Genomic DNA, 19,991 nt, shown 5'->3' with positions numbered 1-19,991 from the left:
TCCCTCAGCCATGTGAAGAGCAGGTTCGAATTCATCGCATAGCGACGTGCCACCTGCGCCACGGAAACGCCTGGCGCGCGCGTCTGCCGACAGATCGTGCGTTTCTCTTCGTCAGACCAGAACCGCTTCTTCTGCCCTTTCTTTCCCGCCATGAAGTGCCTCAAGATGTCCATTATCGATCATGGACATTAACGGCAGCAGACCGACACCGTCAGAGCAGTTTCAACGGACGCATACGAGGTAACGGGCAAACCGCTCGCCTATTCCGATATGCCGCAAGACGCCTTTACCGAGGCGCTGGTCGGTGCCGGGCTGCCCGAGGGATTTGCGGCTATCCTCGCAGATAGCGATGCCAAGGCGGCCCAAGGTGCCCTGTTCAACGACAGCAAGACACTTTCGACGCTTATCGGCAGGCCGACAACGCCGATCAGGGACAGCATCCAACTGGCGATGGAATGATTTGACAGGGCGGGCTATGGCCCGCCCAATTTTTCCCGCTACCCAGCTCGGGTGAACCCAGTTTCGCAGCCTGTCGTCACCGTTGGCAGCCCCCCCTAGCCCAGCCGACCACGTTGCATCATCGGGGTACAACCAAAAGCCGTGCGATAGACCCGCGAGAAGTGTCCCGAGCTTTCGAACCCACACGCCATCGCGACATCCATAACTGACATCTCGGTTTGGACGAGGAGGTGCCGCGCGCGCTCAAGCCTCATGTCCATGTAATATTTCTTGGGGGACGCGTTGAGGTATTTTCCAAACAACCTCTCCAGCTGTCTGGTCGAGATACCGAGCTCTCTTGCGATTGCCGAGGGAGAAACAGGATTCTCAAGCTGTTCCCCCATCCGAGTAATAGCGGCTGCCAAATGAGGGTTACGCATCCCATTGCGGGACTGAAGAGAAACCTTCTGCGCCGCTGTCGCCTCTCTGACCGCATTGTAGACCATCTGATCGGCAACAGCGATTGATAGATCCTGACCGTGATTCTGGGCAATCAGATGCAGCATCAAGTCCGCCGTAGCTGTCCCACCAGACGCCGTCGGATGCTTGCCGTCCGCTACGAAGACATTCCGAAGAAGGTTCACCTCAGGAAACTTTTCCATGAAGCTGTCATGGTATTCCCAATGGATGGAGGCCTCGCGTCCGTTTAGAAATCCACCAATTGCCAGAACCCAACTGCCAGAGCACAAAGCACCGATGCGGGTCTTGGTCATTCTATCTTTGCGCCGCAGCGCGTTCAGCAGGACTGTGTGATCCTTGGACTGCATTCCGATGCCGGATAAAACAAACAGGCGATCGCACTCGGGCAAATCCTTGAACGCGTATTGGACCTCAATTCTGGTGCCATCGGAACTGCACGCGGATTCCCCATCGAGCGAAGCATAGGACCAGCGATAGAGTGGCTTGTCCGAGATGAGGTTGGCGATGCGCAGAGGGTCGACCGCGCAAGCAAAGGCCATATGGGTAAAGTCCTCAACCAGCGCAAAGACGAAATGTTGTGGTTCGGGCATGCGCTACGACTCTAAAAGACAGGCACCGTGCGGCCCACTGGGACCGCACGGTTGTGTTCATCAATTGGCAGCGGCGCGAGCGGCTTCCAGCCAACCGTCATAGGCTGCGCGATTGGCTTCGATCCAGGCATCGACGTGACCGTCGATCGCGTCAGACCCGTCCTCACCATCGGCCATCATCTTGTTCTGGGCCGAGATATCATTGACGTCAATCCGCGCGACCTCGAACAGTTTTGCAGCAGCCGGGTTGGCTTCGACGAAGTCGTCCGAGGCCAGGACATACATGCTGTCCACCGCAAAGCCGAGGTTCTTTCCGTTGAATTCGGTGTTGGCCTCGACGCCATCCGGCAGCGAGGTATAAGGAACGCTTAGCCATTCCACATCCTGACCCGGAACCAGCGCACCAGAGACCCAGTAGGGCGTCCAAGTGTAGTACAGGATCGGTTCGCCATTGCCTGCACGGGCGATGGTGTCGGCGATGATCGCGTTGTAGGCACCCTGGTTGTGCGTGACCGTGTCACGCAAGCCGAATTCGGTCAGTTGGTGCTCGATCACGCGCTCGCAGCCCCAACCCGGGACGCAACCGGCAAGATCGGCCATTCCATCGCCGTCGGAATCGAATTTGGCAGCCACTGCTGGATCGGACAGATCGCCAAGATTGGTGACACCGCCATCGTAGGATGCCTTGTCAATCAAGTAGCCTTGCAGCATGCCATCGACAAGTGGCCCGAGACGTTCGAGCACGTCCTCACCGCCGGATTCCTCGAAAAACGCGGTGTGCAGGTTGCCCCAGTGAATTGGATAGAAATCCGCATCGCCGGTACCGACGGCCAGGTGCGCCGTCTGAATTTCGGCCTCGAGAGGTTCTGCAACCTCATAGCCCAGGTCTTCGAGCGCGCGGAAGAGAATGCGGCTTTGGAAGTATTCCTCGGCGATAAGGCCGATGACGGGACGCACTGTGACGCCCTCGCCCGGCATGTCTTGTGCCATTGCGGCACTTGAGAGGAAGGTAGTTGCGGCGAGAGCGGCAACGACGGTCGATCTGAACATTGGAGTTCTCCCTGTTAGGTTCAGCTTGGTTAGGATTCCGCCGACGTCTTGGAGGTACGCGGCGGAGTAGTCTCATTTTTGTTCTTGCCTTGTGTCATGCGAAGAAACAGACCGACTGGCCCGCCTTGCCACCAGTGCCGGTGGCCGCGTTCACGGCCCGATTGGCCCATGCCCTGCGAAATGCGGTCCAGCACGATAGCGAGGATCACGATGCCGAGGCCACCAACGATAGCTTTGCCGGCATCAAGGCGCCCCATGGCGCGCAACACTTCGTTGCCCAGACCTTTGACCGAGATCATCGAGGCGATGACGACCATTGACAGCGACAACATGATGGTCTGGTTGACCCCTGCAAGGATGGTCGGCGTCGCCAAGGGGAGCTCAACCTTGAGCAGGATCTGACGGGGATTGGCGCCGAAGGCCCGCGCCGCCTCGACGACAGACGGGTTCACGCCCCGGATACCGAGAGACGTCAGGCGGATTAGCGGCGGCAGGGCAAAGATGATCGTCACGATCACGCCCGAGACATTGCCGATGCCGACCAGCATGACGACCGGCACGAGGTAGACGAAGGCCGGAATAGTCTGCATCAGGTCCAGCACAGGGCGCAGGATCTTTTCGAATGTATCATTCTTGGCCGCCAGTATGCCCAGCGGCAGCCCGATGATGAAACAGGCGATGACCGCAGAAATCACGATGGCAAGCGTGGTCATGGCCAGCGACCACGCGTTCGGATCGAGGAACCCGAGCGCCACAAGACAGGCGCCGACGACGATGGCAGTGCGGCGGCCCGCGGCCTGCCACGCGATCAGCGTGATCAGGATCAGCATGATAACCGGCGGCACGGCATTCAGAGCGGTATCAATCGCCACCACAATATCGTTGAAGACGGCCTTGATCGGCTGGATGATGTCGCGGTTGGAAATCGCCCATTGCTTGATGCCGTCAGCGCTGTCGGCAATGCCCAGATCGACGGAACTGAAAGGATCGAGGATATTGAAGGTCTTTTCGTCGGCCATGGAAATATCCTCGCTCAGGCAGCTTGTTCGGTTGAGGGCATCTCGCCCTTGATCCCGCGCAGGAGCGCGTTTTTGGTGACGACGCCAAGCGACTTGCCGTCGATCTTGACGATGATCGGATGCTGGGTAGACACCGAAAGGTCGACAAGCTGATCCAGCGAATGGTCCGGGTGCGCCTCAGGGCAAGTGTCGATGTCCAGCGGGCCGCGCCGTTGGGTATAGGCATCAAGCGGCTCCATGATCCTGGCGGCAGACACAAGCTCCAACTTGGAAATGCCCGCCACGAAGTCAGCGACATACTCGTCCGCCGGGTTCATCACGATGTCCTCGGGTGTACCGATCTGCACCAGCACACCGTCTTTCATGATGGCGATGCGGTCGCCGATTCGGATCGCCTCGTCAAGGTCGTGGGTGATGAACAACGTCGTCTTCTTCATCTCGGCGGACAAGGACATGAACTTGTCCTGAAGCTGACGTCGAATCAAAGGATCGAGCGCCGAGAACGGCTCGTCCATCAGCAGGATCGACGGATCGGCCGCGATGGCTCGAGCCAGGCCGACGCGTTGCTGCATCCCGCCGGACAATTCGTCAGGATATTTGGTTTCCCAGCCGTTCAATTCGACGGCCTCGATGGCGCGCAGCGCGTTGCGGGTGCGTTCCCCGGCGTCGTGGCCGCGCACTTCCTGGCTAAAGGCGACGTTTTCGAGAACCGTACGATGCGGCATCAGGGCCATGTTCTGAAACACCATGCCGATCTTTTCGGCGCGCAGGCGACGCAGTTCCTTTTGCGACACGTCGTTAATGTTCTGGCCTTCGATAAAGATGGACCCTGTGGTTGGTTCGATCAGTCGATTGATATGGCGGATCAGGGTCGACTTGCCCGATCCAGACAGCCCCATGATGCAGAAGATTTCTCCGCGCCGGACGGAGAAGCTCGCGTCCTGAACGCCGATGACACAGTCGTACTGATCCCGGATTTCATCCTTGGTTAAGCCTTTCTTGCGAATGGCCTCATGGGCCTCGTTCGCGCGCTTGCCAAAGATTTTCCAGACGCCTTCACAGCGGATCACCGCATCTTCTGATTGCTCTGTCATATGGTCCTCCCTCAAATTGGAGATTGCACAAATTTCTCTTGTAGACAAGTTGTCTTTTCTTGAGCTACACAAGGTCTTGCCGAAAACTATCGTATGTCAATGCGCGAGACGGTTATTTTGGAGGCAGATTCGTGAGCGAAAGATCAATCAGCAGGAAGGTCCGGTGTGTCGAAGACATCCGCCGACGGATTCTGACACAGGATTTCGAGCCCGGCAGCTATCTTGAAGAAGCCGAGCTGTCCGAATCATACGAGATCTCCCGTCCGCCCTTGCGTGAAGTCCTGAACCAGCTTGCCGGCGAGGGATACGTCGTTCTTCACAAGAATCGCGGCGCGCAAGTTGCACCGATGACGCACAAGACGATGCGTAACTTCTTCATGGCTGCGCCGATGCTCTATGCTGCGGTCTCGCGCCTTGCGGCCGAGCACGCGACCGAAGCGCAGATCATGCGCCTGAAAGATACGCAAACCCTCTTTCGCAAGGCAATCCGCGACGGCGACACGGCCGAGCGCGCCTTGATGAACCAGCGGTTCCATGCAGTCATCGGCGAAATGGCCGATAACGAATTTCTGACGCCAAGTCTGCGGCGACTGCTCATCGATCACACGCGGATCGGCATGTCCTTTTACAACCCGCGCAATCAATCCATGGCAGCGCAACGGAGCGTTGCAGCTGATCAGCACGACCAGTTTATCGACCTGATTGAAGCCGGCGACGCCGATGGCGCCGCCCAGCTTGCCCTCGATCACTGGGAGCTGTCGCGGGCAGAAATCGAAAGCTTTGTCACACCAGTTGGCATGCAGATCCCGCTTGGCCCTGCGCCGGGCGCCCTGGGCCAGAAAGGAGCCTTATGAAATTCGACGGCATTTACACGCCTGTTATCACACCTCACCGCGAGGATGGCAGTATCGACCATGATGCGCTGGCCGCCCAGATCGAGTATCTGATCGATTCCGGTGTGCACGGCCTGATCAACGGCGGCTCTACGGGAGAATACTATGCCCAGAGCCTCGAAGAACGGATGGAAATCGCCAATTTCGTCAAGGACGTGATCGGCGACCGCCTGCCGCTCATTGTAGGCACCGTGTCAATCCGCTTGCCCGATTCCGTTGCCATGGCGGAACACGCTGCCAAGATCGGGGCGGCCGCGCTGCTTGTCGGCTCGCCGCCCTATGCGGTGCCGACCGAACGCGAAAACGCGCTGAACGCGCTGGCGATCGACCGCGCCGCCGACCTGCCGATCATGCTGTACAACTACCCCGGCCGTATGGGCATCGACATGGGCGAGGAATTCCTTGATCGCGTCGGCCGCAGCCGCAATTTCTGCGCGATCAAGGAAAGCTCAGGCGATATCAATCGTGTGCACCTTTTGGCACGTGACTACCCGCATATTCAGATGTCCTGTGGCATGGATGATCAGGCGCTGGAATTCTTTGCCTGGGGTGCCAATAGCTGGGTCTGCGCCGGGTCGAACTTCCTGCCGAAAGAACATATCGCGCTGTGGAACGCCTGCCGGGTGGAGAGCGACTTTGACAAGGGCCGCCGGATCATGTCCGCGATGATGCCGCTGATGCGCGTGCTGGAACAGGGTGGCAAGTTCATCCAGTGCGTCAAATTTGGCTGCGAGATGATGGGCAATTATGCCGGTCCTCCGCGCCCACCCCTGCGCCCCCTGAACAAGGACGACAAACGACAGCTGGAACAGGTGGTCCGCGTGCTCAAACGCACGGTGGCCGAAATCGAAGCCGGGGCAAACGCCGGCACACAGGCGGAGGCAGCAGAATGAGCGACCTTTTGACAACCGAGGAATACAAGGCCATCGCAGCGGATTTGACCCTGCCGACACAGGTCTTTGTCGATGGCAGCTTCCGGCCCGCCGCGTCCGGCGCGACCTTTGACACCATTAACCCGGCGACGGGCGATGTGCTGGCCAAGGTCGCGGCCTGCGGCGCCGAGGATGTAGATTTCGCCGTTCAGAAGGCCCGCGACGCCTTCGAGGACGGGCGCTGGTCGCGCCTGCATCCGGGCGAACGCAAGGAGGTGTTGATCCGCCTTGCCAAGCTGATGAAGCGCAACGCGCGCGAGCTGGCCGTGATGGAGAGCCTCGACAGCGGCAAGACGATCTACGATTGCGAAACCGTGGACGTTCCCGAGACGATCCATTGCCTGAAATGGCATGCGGAACTCATCGACAAGATCTACGATCAGGTCTCACCCGCCTCGGACGATCACATCGCGATGGTTGTGCGCGAACCCGTGGGGGTCGTGGGCCTCGTGCTGCCTTGGAACTTCCCACTCTTGATGCTGGCGTGGAAGATCGGCCCGGCGCTGGCGGCGGGCTGTTCGGTGATCGTGAAACCGGCCGAAGAGACGTCCCTGACCGCGCTGCGCGTTGCAGAACTTGCCATGGAAGCGGGCGTGCCCGCAGGCGTGTTCAACGTGCTGCCCGGCTCCGGCCCCGAGGTCGGCGAGCCGCTGGGGCGTCACATGGATGTCGACGCACTCAGCTTTACCGGCTCGACCGAAACGGGCCGCCGTTTCCTGCGCTATGCCGCGGAGAGCAACCTCAAGGAAGTCACGCTTGAGATGGGTGGCAAGAACCCGGCGGTGGTGCTGGACGATGCCGAAAACCTCGACCGCGTGGCGGCACATGTAGTCAATGGCGCCTTCTGGAACATGGGCGAGAACTGCTCGGCTTCGTCGCGCCTGATCGTGCAGAAAGGCGTCAAGGACGCGCTTCTGGAGCGGATCAAGGCGCATGCCCGCGAATGGCCCATGGGCGACCCGCTCGACCCGGTGAACCGCGTCGGCGCGCTGGTGTCGAGGGATCACTTCGACAAGGTCTGCTCGTATCTGGGGAAGGAACCCAAGGTTGTGATGGGCGGCAGCGCCAAGGACGGCTTCGTCGAGCCGACGATCCTCGAAGTCACGGCGGACGCCCCGCAGGCGCGCGAGGAAATCTTTGGTCCGGTCCTGTCGGTCCTGACCGTGGACAGCTTTGACGAGGCGATCGCCTTGGCCAACGACACTGAATACGGGCTGGCGGCGTCGATCTTTACCGCCAACGTCAAACGGGCGATCCGCGGCGCGAGGGCGATCCGGGCCGGAACCGTCACGGTGAACAGCTTTGGCGAGGGTGACAGTGCGACACCGTTCGGCGGGTTTAAATCGAGCGGGTTTGGCGGTCGTGACAACGGCATCCACGCGCATGACCAGTACACCCAGCTCAAGACGATCTGGATCGACCTCAGCGACAATGCGGATGAGGCGGTCGATTGACGGGCATTCGTGTAGATCGCCTGCCGGTCCTTCCGGGACCGGCGGCCTGGAACAGCATCCTGGGCCCTGCCCCAATGCGTCCTGCGCTTCAGGGCGCGCGGACGGCAGATGTGGTCATCGTCGGTGCGGGTTTTGCGGGTCTGTCCGCCGCGCGCCGCGTACTGCAGCTTCAGCCAGAAGCAACCGTGGTGGTGCTGGAAGCAGGCCGCATCGCCGAAGGGTCGGCGGGGCGCAATTCCGGCTTCATGATCGACCTGCCGCACGAACTGACGTCTGAGGATTACGCCGGCTCAGGCGATGACCGCGCGATGATCGCACTCAACCGGCACGCCATCGGCTTTGCCGGTGAAGCCGTCGACGAATACCAGATCGACAGCAATTTCTTTGATCGCGCGGGCAAGGTGAACGGCGCGGCCAGCGACACGGCGCATGCGCATAACCAAAGCTACGCGCGACACCTGGCCTCACTGGGCGAAGGGTCGGAGATGCTGGACGCACAGAACATGGCCGAGCTGACCGGCTCGCGGCATTACCAATCCGGGCTTTATACGCCCGGCACGGTTATGCTTCAGCCCGCAGGCTATATCCGAGGCCTGGCCGCCGGTCTGTCGCGGGCGGGCGTGTCGATCCATGAGAACAGCGCCGTCACCGCACTGACCCGTCAGGGCACGGCGTGGCGGGKTGAAACGGCGGCGGGCGATATCAGCGCGGGCCGCGTGATCCTGACGGTGAACGGCCACCTCGAAAGCTTCGGCTTTGAAAAGGGGCGGCTTATGCAGCTTTTCCTCTATGCGGTCATGACGCCGGAGCTGAACGCGGACGCCCTAGCCAAGCTGGGCGGGCAGAGCCGCTGGGGCATCACCCCGTCGGACCCGATGGGGACGACCGTGCGCCGGATCGACACCGGCCAGGGCGGCAACCGCATCGTGACCCGGACCTGCGCGACCCTCGCGCCGGGGCGCCGAATCGGTCCGGGCCATGTCGCCCGCGCCGCCCGCGTCATGCAGCGCAAGTTCGACCAACGCTTTCCGCAACTGGCCGGGATGAAGATGGAGCACGCCTGGTCCGGCCACCTGTGCCTGACGCTGAACGGCGTGTCGGTGATGCGCAAGCTCGATGACGGGTTGTTCTCGGGCTGCGTGCAGAACGGGCTTGGCACCGCGCGCGGCACGCTTACGGGCATAGGCGCGGCGGAACTGGCCTGCGGTGTCGATAGTGACGTTACCCGCCACTTCACCGCCGAGGCGAAGCCCAAGCGCCTGCCCCCGCAGCCCTTTCAGCAGATCGGTGCTAACGCCGTACTGCGGTGGAAGGAATGGCGCGCAGGAAACGAATGACGCCCCTCCCCCGGGCGGGGCATCACACCTGCGGCAGACTCAGCTTGGCCATGCGCCCGCCATCGACGGTGTAGACCTGCCCGGTGATGAAACCGCTTTCCTCGGCAGCGAGGAAAGCGACCAACGCCGCCACTTCTTCGGGCCGCCCGGTGCGGCCTGCCGGGTGGATGCGCGCGATCTCATCGCGAAAGCCTTTCGGGTCGGGCATGCTGTCGACAAAGGCAGTGTTCAGGTCGGTGTCGATCCAGCCCGGTGCGACCGCGTTGCAGCGGATGCCCTCGGCCCCGTGATCGACCGCGACGGCGCGTGTCAACCCGTGCAACCCGGCCTTGGTCGCGCAATAGGCGGCGTGGTGCGGGTTCGCGCCCAGCCCCTCGATCGAGCCGGTGTTCACGATGCTCCCCCGCGTCTTGCGCAGATGTGGCAGGGCGGCGCGGATCATCATGAAAGGCGCAGTCAGGTTGATGGCAACGCTGCGGTTCCAATCGTCCAGCGACATCTCTTCAACCCGGGCTTCCTGCATCATGCCCGCGTTGTTCACCAGAACGTCCAGCTGCCCTGCCCGACGCAGGACCTCTGCGACAACGGCTTCGGGATTGGCCGGATCGGTGAAATCAGCTTCGACATGCTGGAACTCTGGATCAGGCCCGCGCTGCGCGGTAATTACCTGCGCGCCCTCGCTGGCCAGACGTCTTGCAATGGCCTGGCCGATGCCGCTTCGACCGCCTGTGACCAGCGCCACCTTGTCTTGGAACCGTTTCATTGGACCGCTTTTCCCCCGTTGACCTCGACAAGCGCGCCCACCATGTAGCGCGCGGCATCAGAGGCAAGAAACAGCACGACCTCAGCGATGTCTTCGGGTTCGGCGATTCTGCCAAGCGGCACGGTCTTGCCCAACTCCGCCACCGCCGTATCCGGATCGAAACCGCGTTTTTCAAATCCCGTGCGCAGCATCGGAGTGTTCACTTCATTCGGACAGACCGCGTTGATCCGAATGCCTTGATGGGCGTGATCCATACCCATGCATTGCGTCAATGACGCAAGCGCGGCTTTGGTCATGCAATAGACCGCGTGGTTCGGTCCGGGCCGAAGACCCCAGCAGGACGCCACGTTGACAATTGCTCCGTTTCCGGTTGCAGCCATCAGGGGGATGGCAGCCCTGCAAATCCGGAACGGCCCCTCGAGGTTGACAGCCAGCGAAATGTCCCAATCGTCGTCTGTCGTTTCGGAAACTGGTCCGCGGATGATGACGCCCGCGTTGTTGACTACGATGTCCAAGCCACCCAGCGCGTCATGCGCAGCCTTGGGCAGGCCATCAGCATAGGACGCATCCCGCAAGTCACCGGGCAGATGTGCATCGGCAACGATGTCCGTCAGCATGCGGTCTGCAACTGCGACACGTGCTCCCTGCGCCCGTAGCATTCGTGTGATCGCCTGTCCAATTCCTCCCGCCGCGCCGGTAACGAGCGCTCTTCTCCCGTCGAAAGCCGCCATGCTCACCTCATTCAGACCGAAACAACTGGGGGACCGAATATCGACTCGTCCGGTGTCACGCCAAGCCCCGCACCTGTCGGACGGGCGATGTGACCGTCTTGGATCTTGATACCGTTGCTCGTGTCATAGTGGCCCTCGATATAAGGGGCCGCAATCCACGCGCCTTCGGCAAGTTCCGGTGCAACTGTCGCCGCCATATGCACACAGGCTGCCGCGATGATATCCCCACCCCAGGCGTCATCGCATGTGTGCGGCAGGTTGCGCGCCGCGCACATGTCGCGGAACGCGCGCATCGGATGCAGTCCGCCGATCCTTGTGATCTTCATTCCAAACCCGTCGGCAAGGCCGGTTCCGGCAGCGGTGATCGCCGTATTCAGGCTGGTCCCGCTTTCATCCAGATAGATCGGATGATGGCACAGCGGTCTGATGCGGGCGAGTTCTTCGAGCGTGTCGCAAGGCTGTTCCAACACCATCGGGATATCCGGGCATTCCCGACTGACACGCAGCGCGTCGCGGGTCGTCCATCCGCGATTGCCATCCGCGGCCAAGCGCATACCCGTGCCTCGGATCGCTTCCCAGACCTTGCGCAACGCTTCGATATCCGCGTCAACCGCGCGCCCGCCCAGCTTGACCTGCAGTCGGGGATAGCCTTCACGCGCCTTCTCTGCCGCGATGCCCGCTGCTTCGTCCGGCTCGGCAACGCCAATGGAATAGTAGGAAGGCACCCGGTCCGTCACGGCGCCGCCAAGTAGATCAGAAACACTGACACCCAAGTGTCGCCCCCACAGATCGTGTGCAGCGATGTCGATCGCAGCCTTGGCATAGGCATGACCGCACAGCAGAGAGTCCATCCGCCGGTGCAGAGGCACGGGCATGACCGGCACCCCCAGCAGGCCTGGTGCCAGCGCACGCAGCGCCGCCAATGCGCCGCCGGAATGCGCTTCGGCATAGGTGGGACCGACGGGGCAGGTTTCACCCCATCCTACCGTGCCGTCATCCGCCACCAGCTTTACCAGCGTGGTCGTCAGCGAATGAACATCTCCGCTGGCTATACGATACGGGCCGTTCTTTACCGGCAAGTCGTATTGAAAAATGTGCACTTCGGCGATACGCGGCGCGCAGCGTCCGGTCGCGACGGCGGGCGTAAAAAAAGACCCGCCAACCTTGGCGGGTCCAGTCAGGGAGGTATTCATCAGAGATCCTGGTTCAATGCATCTGCCGCGGGAATTTCACGTTCGCGTCGGGCGATGTAGTCACGCAGTTCTTCGTCCTTTGCCTCGTCCAGCTTCGGCTCCTGGTACTCCGCCAAGAGCTTGCGGGCGTGCTCGAGCGCACGCTGGGTGATGTCTTTCGAGCCTTCTGCTACCCACTGCTCGATCGAGTTGTTGTCGAACAGTTCGGGCATGAAGAACGCCGTCTGGAAATTGTCCTGAGTGTGCGGATGCCCAAGATAATGCCCGCCCGGACCCACGTCTGGGATCGCGGCAAGTGCCTGGTCGAAGTCGTGCCATTTCGGACCTTCAGCCATCCGGTAGCCCATCGCGCATTGCTCGGCATCGACAACGAACTTGGCAACGGAGCAATGCATCCCGGCCTCGTTCCACCCGGCGCTGTGCCAGATATAGTTCGCGCCCGCATGCAGCACTGCACTGAGGGTGGTCGCGCTTTCATAGCCTGCCTGCGCGTCAAAGGTCTTGGCCCCGCCCAGCGTGTTCGAGGTGCGCCACGGCACCCCATAATAGCGGGCCATCTGACCGATCATGAAGTTCATCAGGCTGATTTCGGGCGTGCCGGCCATGGGGGCGCCGGACTTCATCGAAACGGTGGAAAGATAGTGGCCATAAATCGCAGGGCAGCCGCGCCGGATCACCTGCGTATAGGCCAGAGCACTCAGCGCCTCGGCGTTCAGCTGCGCCACGGTGGCTGGGACCGACGCCGGCGTGTTCGCACCGCCCAGCACGAAGGGCGAGCACAGCACCGGCTGGTTGCGTCGGCACAGCGCGCGCATCGCGCCCAGCATCGTCTCGTCCCAGACCAGCGGCGAGTTGCCGTTGCAGTTGCCGGTGGTGACCGGGTTCTGCTCCATGAACTCCGCGCCGAACAGGATGGCGCACATCTCCATCACGTCCTCGGCGTTCTTCGGGCTGGTGGTCATCGCCATGAAGGTCTTGTCGGAATACTTCATCGACGAATAGGTGATGCGCAGATGCCGCTGGCTGATCGGGTGATCATAGGGCTCGACAATGTGATGCGCCGAGGAATGTAACGCCGGCATCATGTGGCTGAGCTTGTGGAACATCGCCAGGTCGTCAAGCGTCGGGTTGCGGCGCACGTCGTCGAGATCGCGCAGGTAGGGCGCTCCGGTCATCGGCACGAAAATCGAGTGCGGCCCGCCGAGGCGGACATTCTTGGCCGGGTTGCGCGCGGAGTAGGTGAAGTCCGCCGGGATCGTGGCGATGAGGTCGCGCACAAGGCCGCGGTCGAGATAGACCCGCTCTCCGACAACCTTGGCACCGACCTTCTTCCAGTCCTCCAAGGCGATCGGGTCGCGAAACACGACGCCAATATTTTCGAGGATATTCATCGAAGCCGCGTCGATCTGTTCAACTTGCGCACCATCCATCACTTCGCAAAGCGGCAAGGCGCGTGTCAGGCCCGGCAGCATGGTGAAATCGCGGGTCGTGCGCAATGTGCGGCGTGCAGAGCGACCACCGGAACGGGCGCGGGGTCGGGTCAGTGTTTCAGTCATGGCGGCCTCCTCTGGGGTTGCAGATACAATGGCGCCAAGGCAGATGCCGCTCGTGACGAATTGCGAAGCGGTTACGACAACAAACGACTCCGACTCGCACGCGGCGGGCCAGGTCAGGCGTCGATCTCGACTGGGCCGATCGGTTTCGAGCAGCAGGCCAGAATATAACCGCTTTCGATGTCGTCCTCCGAGATGCCGCCATTGTGGACCATGTGCACTTCGCCTGCGGTCTTGCGCACCTTGCAGGTGCCGCAAACGCCAAAAGTGCAGCCCGACGGTATGACAATCCCAGCGCTGCGGGCCACGGCCAGGACCGTATCGGTTTCGTGGCAATCGGCGGTCACATCGGACTGGGTGAAGGCGACGCTTGCCTTTGCCTCTTCATCCGGTACCACATCGTCATGTTCGGGAAGCTGCTCTTCCTTCTTGACTGGCGCGACAAAGCTTTCCTGGTGGTAGTGCTTCATGTCGTAGCCAAGGCCGATGAGCATTTCGCGCACAGCGTCCATGAAGAGTTCAGGACCGCAGCAATAGACCTCGCGTTCGAGGTAGTCCCCGGCGATCAGGCCGATCATCAGCTGGTTCAGACGGCCCCGCAAGCCGGTCCAAACGCGGTAGGGGTCGTCTTCCTCGACGATGAAGAACAATTTGATGGAAGGAACCCGCGACGCCATCTGCTCGAGCCGCTGGCGCGCGATGATATCCTGCGGACGTTGGGCGCAATGCACGAAGGCCACGTCGATATCGGTACCGCGATCATACAGATAGGTCGTCATCGCCAAGGATGGCGTGATCCCCGACCCCGCCGAGATAAACAGATACTTCTTCTGTTCCTTGCGCGGCAGGGTAAAAATGCCGGCCGGGCCTGTTGCCTTGATCGTCATGCCCGGCCGCAAGTGATCCAGCATCCAGCGCGTGCCGATGCTGCCCGGCTGAGCCTTGACCGTGACCGAAAGGGTCAGCGGCCGCGAGGGCGACGATGAGATCGTGTAGGTCTTCCAGACGGTGCCACCCGGCACGGGCAGTTCGAGCGTCAAGAACTGCCCAGGCTCATAGCGGAATTGCCGACCTGAAGGCGAAACAAAGCTGAACGTCGCGGTATTGGGTGCCTCGGGCACTACAGCGCAGCAGACCAGCGGTTCAGAATCGTGCCAGATCCCGTCTTCACCGCTTGTCGTCATGTCGATATCGAGCGCCATGGTCTTATTCCGCCGCAATCGGGGTCGCGCCGCCGGTGATCGCACGGATCATCGTGGTCGCGTACCAGTCGGTGAACTGGATGTTGCCGCCCTCATGGGTCGGCGAATAGGGGCCGGGAACATAGGCGGGCGACTGGATGCCGCGCTGGTTGTTCTCGACAACTTCTCGGTCTTCGTCATTCGTGGCGACCCAGACTTCGGTCAGCCGCTTCACATCGTAATCCTGTCCTTCGACCGCATCCTTGTGGACCAGCCACTTGGTACAAACCTCGGTCTGGGTCGCGTTGATCGGCGTCACCCGGAAGAGGATGATGTGGTCGGACAAGAAGTGGTTCCAGGTGCCGGGATACTTGTATTTCAGCAGCGACCCGGCATCCTTGAACGGAATGGACGAGTTCGGCTTGGACACGGCCGCCTTGCCGTCCATCGTATAACTTTCGGCGCCCTCGAGCAGCGGCGTGCGCACGAAACGCCAGTCGCCCAACGCCGATTCCAGATGGGCGGACGGCGCGCCAACCGCTTCGCAGCGTGCACTGTGCTGCTGTTGCAAACCGTTCATCTCGCCGCTGTCGTCATTGCCGATGGCGCGCGGATCGTCGGGGAAGGTCCGGCACAGCGACGGGTGGTTTCCCGAGCAGTGATAGCATTCCCGGTTGTTCTCCCAGACCAGCTTCCAGTTGCCGTTTTCGATGATGGTGCTCTCATACGCGATCTTGGAGTTTTCCAGATCGTGCGGCGCAAGGTAGCGCGCCGTCTGCGCGGCGAATTCCTCGATCGCAGGGGCTTCATCGGCGAGGCAGATATAGACCATTCCCGACACATTGCGACAATGCACCTGCTTCAGACCGTGTTTCGAAGCATCGAAATCAGGACCCATCTCGCGCGCCCAGAGCAGTTTGCCATCCAGTTCATAAGTCCACTGGTGGTAGGGGCAAACCAGTTTCGGACCGGTTCCTTTCTTGGTCTTGCACAGGACAGACCCGCGATGACGGCAGGAATTGTGAAAGGCGCGAATCTCGCCATCGTTGCCGCGCACGATGACCACGGAATAGGCGCCGATTTCGTGGACGACGTAGTTTCCGGCTTTCGGGATCTCGCAGGACGGGAGGACGAACAGCCAATCCTTGTACCAGATGCGGGCCATGTCAGCCGCAAAGACACCCGGATCGCAATACAGGTCCTGGGCCAGCGAATACGCGGGCTTGCGACGCATCAGGGTGGAGAGGACGTCGGATTCACGCAGCATGTGACACCTTTGCGTTGGGTCCGCAACAAGGCGGAAAAGGGGGAAGATGGTGGTTCAAATCGTCGGAACGGGGGCCGTTCGTTAGAGAACTGCGTGACACGGGACACGCTTTTCGACCCGTGATTTTGCGACAGCCGCAATTTATTTTACGACTATGGTGAAGATGTGTTTCCGCAATCTTTGCCTATCTGAGCTGCGTCGACCGTCCTGCCCTTTCATCACCCGAAAGTAGGTGAGAGGCAGACGTGTTGCTGTTTGTAGGTTGTCAGAAGGAGTACATTAAAGCGCCAGCCCAGTGAGACGTCCGTCATGGATCGCGGCCGCAGCAAGGCGCGGCGCGGCGGCGTCGCCCACTGGGCGCACGTCGATCCCGCGTTCGCGGAGTTCATCGAGCAAGGTGGTGTCGCAACGGTTCCCGGTCGCCAGAACCAACGACTCCGCCGCAATCGCCGTTTCTTCGCCGGTCAGCAGGGACACGCAGCGCGCGCCTTGGTCGGACCAGCCGGTGATGGCACTTTCCGTGATGAAACGTGCCCCCAGCCCGGCAAGGGTCTTGCGCGCGGGGAAATCGGTGGCGCTGCGTTGCAGGTCGCGGGCGATCATGGCGTCTGGGGTGACGATGGTCACCGCGTGGCCCGCCTCGGCCAGATGCCAAGCGGTGCCGATGCCTTTCCAATGGCCGCCCTCATCCAGCACGACGATGCGCTTGCCCAGCCGGGCGGCGCGCCCCATCACATCCTCGGTGGACCAGACATTGCCCAGATCGGCACCCGGTAATTCGGCGACCCTTGGTAGTGCCTTCTGAAACCCGGTCCCGACAGGCTGCGATCCGGTGGCGAGGATCACCACATCGGCGCCCATCGCGGCGATCTCATCCGCGTCTAGATAGGCATTGAACCGCACATCGACCCCCAGCCTGTCCAGCTGGCGACCATACCATGCGATCAGGTCCGTGATCTGGGCGCGGCGCGGTTGCAACCCCGCCAGACGGAACTGCCCGCCAAGTTCTGGCCCCGCCTCACATAGCGTAACGCGGTGGCCCCGCTCGGCTGCGACGCGCGCTGCCTCGAGACCCGCGGGGCCGCCACCGACGACCAGCACCGTCTTCAGTTGATCGGCAGCGGTGAACCGGTCCCCGCCCCATTCTAATTCGTGCCCGACAGATGGGTTGATTAGGCAGGAAATATAGTAATCGCGCCCGCGCCGCCCCCAGCATTGTTGGTTGCAGGACAGGCAGCCACGAATATGGTCACTACGGCCCTCGGCGGCTTTGGACACCATGTAAGGATCAGCGATCTGGCCACGCACGATGGACACGAGATCAGCCTGCCCCGCGCCCAGCACCGTGTTGGCATTGTCCGGCGTGCGGATATTCGCCTCGGCGGTGACGCGTGCCCGCAATCCTGCCTGTTTCAAACGCTCGGTCAAATCCGCACCAAGGTTTTCTGGGTATTGGAAGCTCGGGATGATCTTCTGGAAGTCCACGTAGCTGCCCGCGCCGACGGTGACGTAATCCATGAGGCCTTCGGCGTCGTGCAGCCAGAGGATCTCAACCATCTCGTCGCGTGTGGGAAAGACACCGGTTGTCGGATCATCAGACACCGAAAGCCCGATGATGAAATCCTCGCCGCAGGCAGCGCGAATCCGCTGCAGGATTTCCCGCGAAAAGCGCGTCCGGTTTTCAAGGCTACCGCCCCATTGATCGGTGCGCTGATTGGAGAACGGCGTCCAGAACTGGTCGAGCAGGCAGTGATAGGCGGCCCAGACCTCGACCCCGTCGAACCCCGCCTTCTGACAGCGGATCGCGGCGGCGACAAAGGCGTCGATGGTTTCCTCGATCTCGGCCACGGACATGGCGCGGCTGCCGTCATTGTCGTGATAGCTGGGCCCGCCCGAGGGTGACCAATTTGCGTGCCAGCTGTTGTCCCAGTCTCCGTGGGCACCGACATGGTAGAGCTGCTGGATCATTACCGCGCCCTCAGCCTGACAGGCCTGCGTGATACGCATGAAATGCGGGATCACCTCGTCACTGGAATGGCGAAAATTGCCCCGTGTCAGGACGGCGGCGGCATGGACCGGCATGGGCTCGACGACGATCATCGCCGCGCCCCCGCGCGCGCGTTCCAGGTAGTAGCCAAGATGGCGATCACCGGGCAGACCGTCCTCAGCCATATTGGTGGTATGGGCGCCGAATACGATGCGGTTACGCAGGGTCTTATGGCGCAGCGTCAGCGGTTGGTTCACATGCTTCAGGTTCATTCGCCGGTCTCCAGTCGATCAAGTCCGCTGCGCAGGGTGTCGTGCATCCCGCCTTGTTCCAGCGCCATGCGCAGGCGCTGGTTGTAGCCGCCGGGCGTGTTCAGGGCTTCGACCAAGTCCCCTGCCCGGCTGTTTGCTAGGCTGGACGACAACAGGTGCCGCAGGAAGGTTTCGCCCGCGTCCGGGTTCGACACCCTTGGGCCAAGCCAGCCCGCCGCGTCCTCGGCCAGCCGCGCGACCGGAGACAGCACCGCCTGCGCGCAAAGATAGGCCGCGAGTTCCGCATCCGTCTCCACCGCATAGACCGTGTTGGCGGGCGTCACGATATCCTGCACCAGCGCAATGTCGCCTTGGACTATCACCGGAGAGCCGCCCGTCGCGATGCCGGGAAACGGCACCATGATCGCCGCCACCTGCGCGGGTGCGACCATCGCAGCCACCTGCGTCATCGTCGCCCCAGCCATCATGGAAATCACGCGTTGATCGGTTCGGAAAGCAAGTGGTTCGAGAATCCGCGGGGCGGCCTCTGCCATCAGGCCCAGCAGGACGACGTCACTTTTGTCGACCACGCTTTGGTTGTCGGCGACGGTGACATCCTCGAAGGCCTCGGCCAGAGCGTGCGCATTGTGGGCGCTGCGTTCAGAGACCAGGATCCGGTGCCGCTGTGCCGCGATGCCGCGCACCACTGCAGACGCAATTGTGCCCGTTCCGATCACGCCTATCCGCTTCACCGTGCCCCCCATGTGTCAGACAGCCGATAGCCTTCGGGCCAGGGGTCCGACGGGTCCAGCATGTGTTGGTGCATTCCGGTGATCCAGCCGCGCCCGGAGATTTCGGGGAGAATACCGGGGCGGTCACCTATGGTGGCCTCCCCGAGGATTATCCCGGAAAAACTCGATCCGATTAGCGAACGCGCGGTCAGACGATCGCCTATCTTCATCACACCTCGCGCGTGCAGCAGGGCCATGCGCGCCGAGAGCGCCGTACCAGTTGGGGACCGATCCACCTTGCCGGGTTGGATCGCCACGGCGGCCTTGGTTTCAAGGCCCTGCGCGCTTTCCGTCAAAGACCCTGCAAACAGGCAGAACGAGATATGCCGCCAGTCCGGGTTCTCGGGATGGGAAAAACCGATCTGTTCGTTTGCGGCATTCGTGATCTTAACCCCGAGACGGGCGATGTCATTCGCTTCGTCCTCGGTCAGCGCAAACCCCATCGCGGCGGCGTCCACAACGACGAAGCTGTCGCCGCCATAAGCGGTGTCGACGGTCAGAGTGCCGATCCCCTCGACCTCCAGCGAGCGATCCAGATCGTCCGCGAAAGACGCCACGTTCTGCACATGGATGCGCTCGGCCTTGCCATCTCGACAATCGGCGCGCACGCGGACCAGCCCACCCGGCGCTTCAAGCAGCATTTCCGTCACCGGCTCGACCATCGGCACCAGGCCGCCGTCGAGCAGGACGGTGGCCACGCAGATGGAGTTCGAGCCCGACATGGGCGGCGTGTCCTCCGGCTCCATGATGATGAAGGCGGCGTCCGCCTCGGGGTGTCTCGGCGGCACCAACAGGTTCACGTGGCGGAAAACCCCGCCACGCGGCTCGTTGAGCACAAAGTTCCGCAGCGATCCGTCCCGCGCGATCCAACGGCTTTGGTCCCAGACCGTGTCGCCGGGCGGAGGCAGGACACCGCCGACGATGACATCGCCCACCTCGCCCTCGGCATGGGCCGAGATGACGTGGATGGTCCGCAACGACCGCATT

The 19,991-nt window shown here is 61.7% G+C and carries 19 protein-coding genes; 5 read left to right on the top strand and 14 right to left on the bottom strand.

Annotated features, from left to right (window positions below; genetic code table 11):
- The coding region (locus GKC28_RS21585; protein WP_174149054.1) for a transposase at positions 1-152 on the bottom strand (152 nt) is incomplete at its 3' end.
- Between the two features lie 118 nt (positions 153-270).
- Between GKC28_RS21585 and GKC28_RS21580 the strand changes: the two genes are divergently transcribed.
- Entirely contained in the window at positions 271-459 is a 189-nt protein-coding gene (locus GKC28_RS21580; protein ID WP_174149053.1) for a hypothetical protein, read from the top strand.
- Between the two features lie 95 nt (positions 460-554).
- Here the strand turns inward: GKC28_RS21580 and GKC28_RS21575 are convergent, their stop codons facing one another.
- The 4 genes from GKC28_RS21575 to GKC28_RS21560 are packed head-to-tail and all read right to left on the bottom strand — an operon-like array spanning position 555 to position 4,671.
- Positions 555-1,508, bottom strand: a complete 954-nt coding sequence (locus GKC28_RS21575) for a GlxA family transcriptional regulator (RefSeq protein ID WP_174149052.1) — start codon at positions 1,506-1,508, stop codon at positions 555-557.
- Positions 1,509-1,568: 60 nt separating this feature from the next.
- Positions 1,569-2,558, bottom strand: a complete 990-nt coding sequence (gene proX, locus GKC28_RS21570) for a glycine betaine/L-proline ABC transporter substrate-binding protein ProX (protein ID WP_174149051.1) — start codon at positions 2,556-2,558, stop codon at positions 1,569-1,571.
- Positions 2,559-2,587: 29 nt separating this feature from the next.
- A complete protein-coding gene (locus GKC28_RS21565) occupies positions 2,588-3,577 on the bottom strand; it encodes a proline/glycine betaine ABC transporter permease (protein WP_174149050.1) in 990 nt (329 codons plus the stop codon).
- 14 nt (positions 3,578-3,591) lie between these two features.
- Positions 3,592-4,671, bottom strand: coding sequence for a glycine betaine/L-proline ABC transporter ATP-binding protein (locus tag GKC28_RS21560; RefSeq protein WP_174149049.1), 1,080 nt, complete (start codon positions 4,669-4,671; stop codon positions 3,592-3,594).
- Between the two features lie 131 nt (positions 4,672-4,802).
- On the opposite strand from GKC28_RS21560, the gene GKC28_RS21555 reads away from it, so the two are divergent.
- From GKC28_RS21555 to GKC28_RS21540, 4 genes are all read left to right on the top strand, one after another.
- On the top strand, positions 4,803-5,525 hold the full coding sequence (locus GKC28_RS21555; protein WP_174149048.1) for a GntR family transcriptional regulator: 723 nt from the start codon (positions 4,803-4,805) through the stop codon (positions 5,523-5,525).
- On the top strand, positions 5,522-6,457 hold the full coding sequence (locus GKC28_RS21550; protein ID WP_174149047.1) for a dihydrodipicolinate synthase family protein: 936 nt from the start codon (positions 5,522-5,524) through the stop codon (positions 6,455-6,457). The genes GKC28_RS21555 and GKC28_RS21550 overlap by 4 nt, the downstream gene beginning before the upstream one ends.
- On the top strand, positions 6,454-7,950 hold the full coding sequence (locus GKC28_RS21545) for an aldehyde dehydrogenase (RefSeq protein WP_174149046.1): 1,497 nt from the start codon (positions 6,454-6,456) through the stop codon (positions 7,948-7,950). The genes GKC28_RS21550 and GKC28_RS21545 overlap by 4 nt, the downstream gene beginning before the upstream one ends.
- A gap of 74 nt (positions 7,951-8,024) precedes the next feature.
- Positions 8,025-9,287, top strand: coding sequence for an FAD-binding oxidoreductase (locus tag GKC28_RS21540; RefSeq protein ID WP_174149045.1), 1,263 nt, complete (start codon positions 8,025-8,027; stop codon positions 9,285-9,287).
- 22 nt (positions 9,288-9,309) lie between these two features.
- Here GKC28_RS21540 and GKC28_RS21535 read toward each other — a convergent pair whose 3' ends face one another.
- The 9 genes from GKC28_RS21535 to GKC28_RS21495 form a co-directional block, all read right to left on the bottom strand.
- Positions 9,310-10,050 (bottom strand): SDR family NAD(P)-dependent oxidoreductase, encoded by a 741-nt coding sequence (locus GKC28_RS21535; protein ID WP_174149044.1) that lies wholly within the window; start codon positions 10,048-10,050, stop codon positions 9,310-9,312.
- A complete protein-coding gene (locus tag GKC28_RS21530) occupies positions 10,047-10,781 on the bottom strand; it encodes an SDR family NAD(P)-dependent oxidoreductase (protein ID WP_174149043.1) in 735 nt (244 codons plus the stop codon). The genes GKC28_RS21535 and GKC28_RS21530 overlap by 4 nt, the downstream gene beginning before the upstream one ends.
- Positions 10,782-10,792: 11 nt before the next feature.
- Positions 10,793-11,974: a mandelate racemase/muconate lactonizing enzyme family protein gene (locus GKC28_RS21525; protein WP_174149042.1), complete on the bottom strand. Its 1,182-nt coding sequence runs from the start codon at positions 11,972-11,974 to the stop codon at positions 10,793-10,795.
- A complete protein-coding gene (locus GKC28_RS21520) occupies positions 11,974-13,530 on the bottom strand; it encodes a trimethylamine methyltransferase family protein (RefSeq protein ID WP_174149041.1) in 1,557 nt (518 codons plus the stop codon). Before GKC28_RS21520 ends, GKC28_RS21525 begins: the two co-directional genes overlap by 1 nt.
- Before the next feature lie 113 nt (positions 13,531-13,643).
- Complete coding sequence (locus GKC28_RS21515; RefSeq protein ID WP_174149040.1) at positions 13,644-14,729, bottom strand: hybrid-cluster NAD(P)-dependent oxidoreductase; 1,086 nt, start codon at positions 14,727-14,729, stop codon at positions 13,644-13,646.
- Between the two features lie 4 nt (positions 14,730-14,733).
- Positions 14,734-15,975 carry an aromatic ring-hydroxylating dioxygenase subunit alpha gene (locus tag GKC28_RS21510; protein WP_174149039.1) on the bottom strand — a complete coding sequence of 414 codons (1,242 nt, stop codon included), beginning with the start codon at positions 15,973-15,975 and terminating at the stop codon, positions 14,734-14,736.
- A gap of 279 nt (positions 15,976-16,254) precedes the next feature.
- Positions 16,255-18,234 carry an FAD-dependent oxidoreductase gene (locus GKC28_RS21505; protein ID WP_174149038.1) on the bottom strand — a complete coding sequence of 660 codons (1,980 nt, stop codon included), beginning with the start codon at positions 18,232-18,234 and terminating at the stop codon, positions 16,255-16,257.
- Entirely contained in the window at positions 18,231-18,965 is a 735-nt protein-coding gene (locus GKC28_RS21500; protein WP_368041156.1) for an NAD(P)-binding domain-containing protein, read from the bottom strand. The genes GKC28_RS21505 and GKC28_RS21500 overlap by 4 nt, the downstream gene beginning before the upstream one ends.
- Positions 18,962-19,990 (bottom strand): proline racemase family protein, encoded by a 1,029-nt coding sequence (locus GKC28_RS21495; RefSeq protein ID WP_174149036.1) that lies wholly within the window; start codon positions 19,988-19,990, stop codon positions 18,962-18,964. Before GKC28_RS21495 ends, GKC28_RS21500 begins: the two co-directional genes overlap by 4 nt.
- Position 19,991: the final 1 nt, after the last annotated feature.

The organism is Leisingera sp. ANG59 (assembly GCF_013317235.1).
Classification (GTDB): domain Bacteria; phylum Pseudomonadota; class Alphaproteobacteria; order Rhodobacterales; family Rhodobacteraceae; genus Leisingera.
This window is presented reverse-complemented; position numbering and strand designations above follow the sequence as displayed.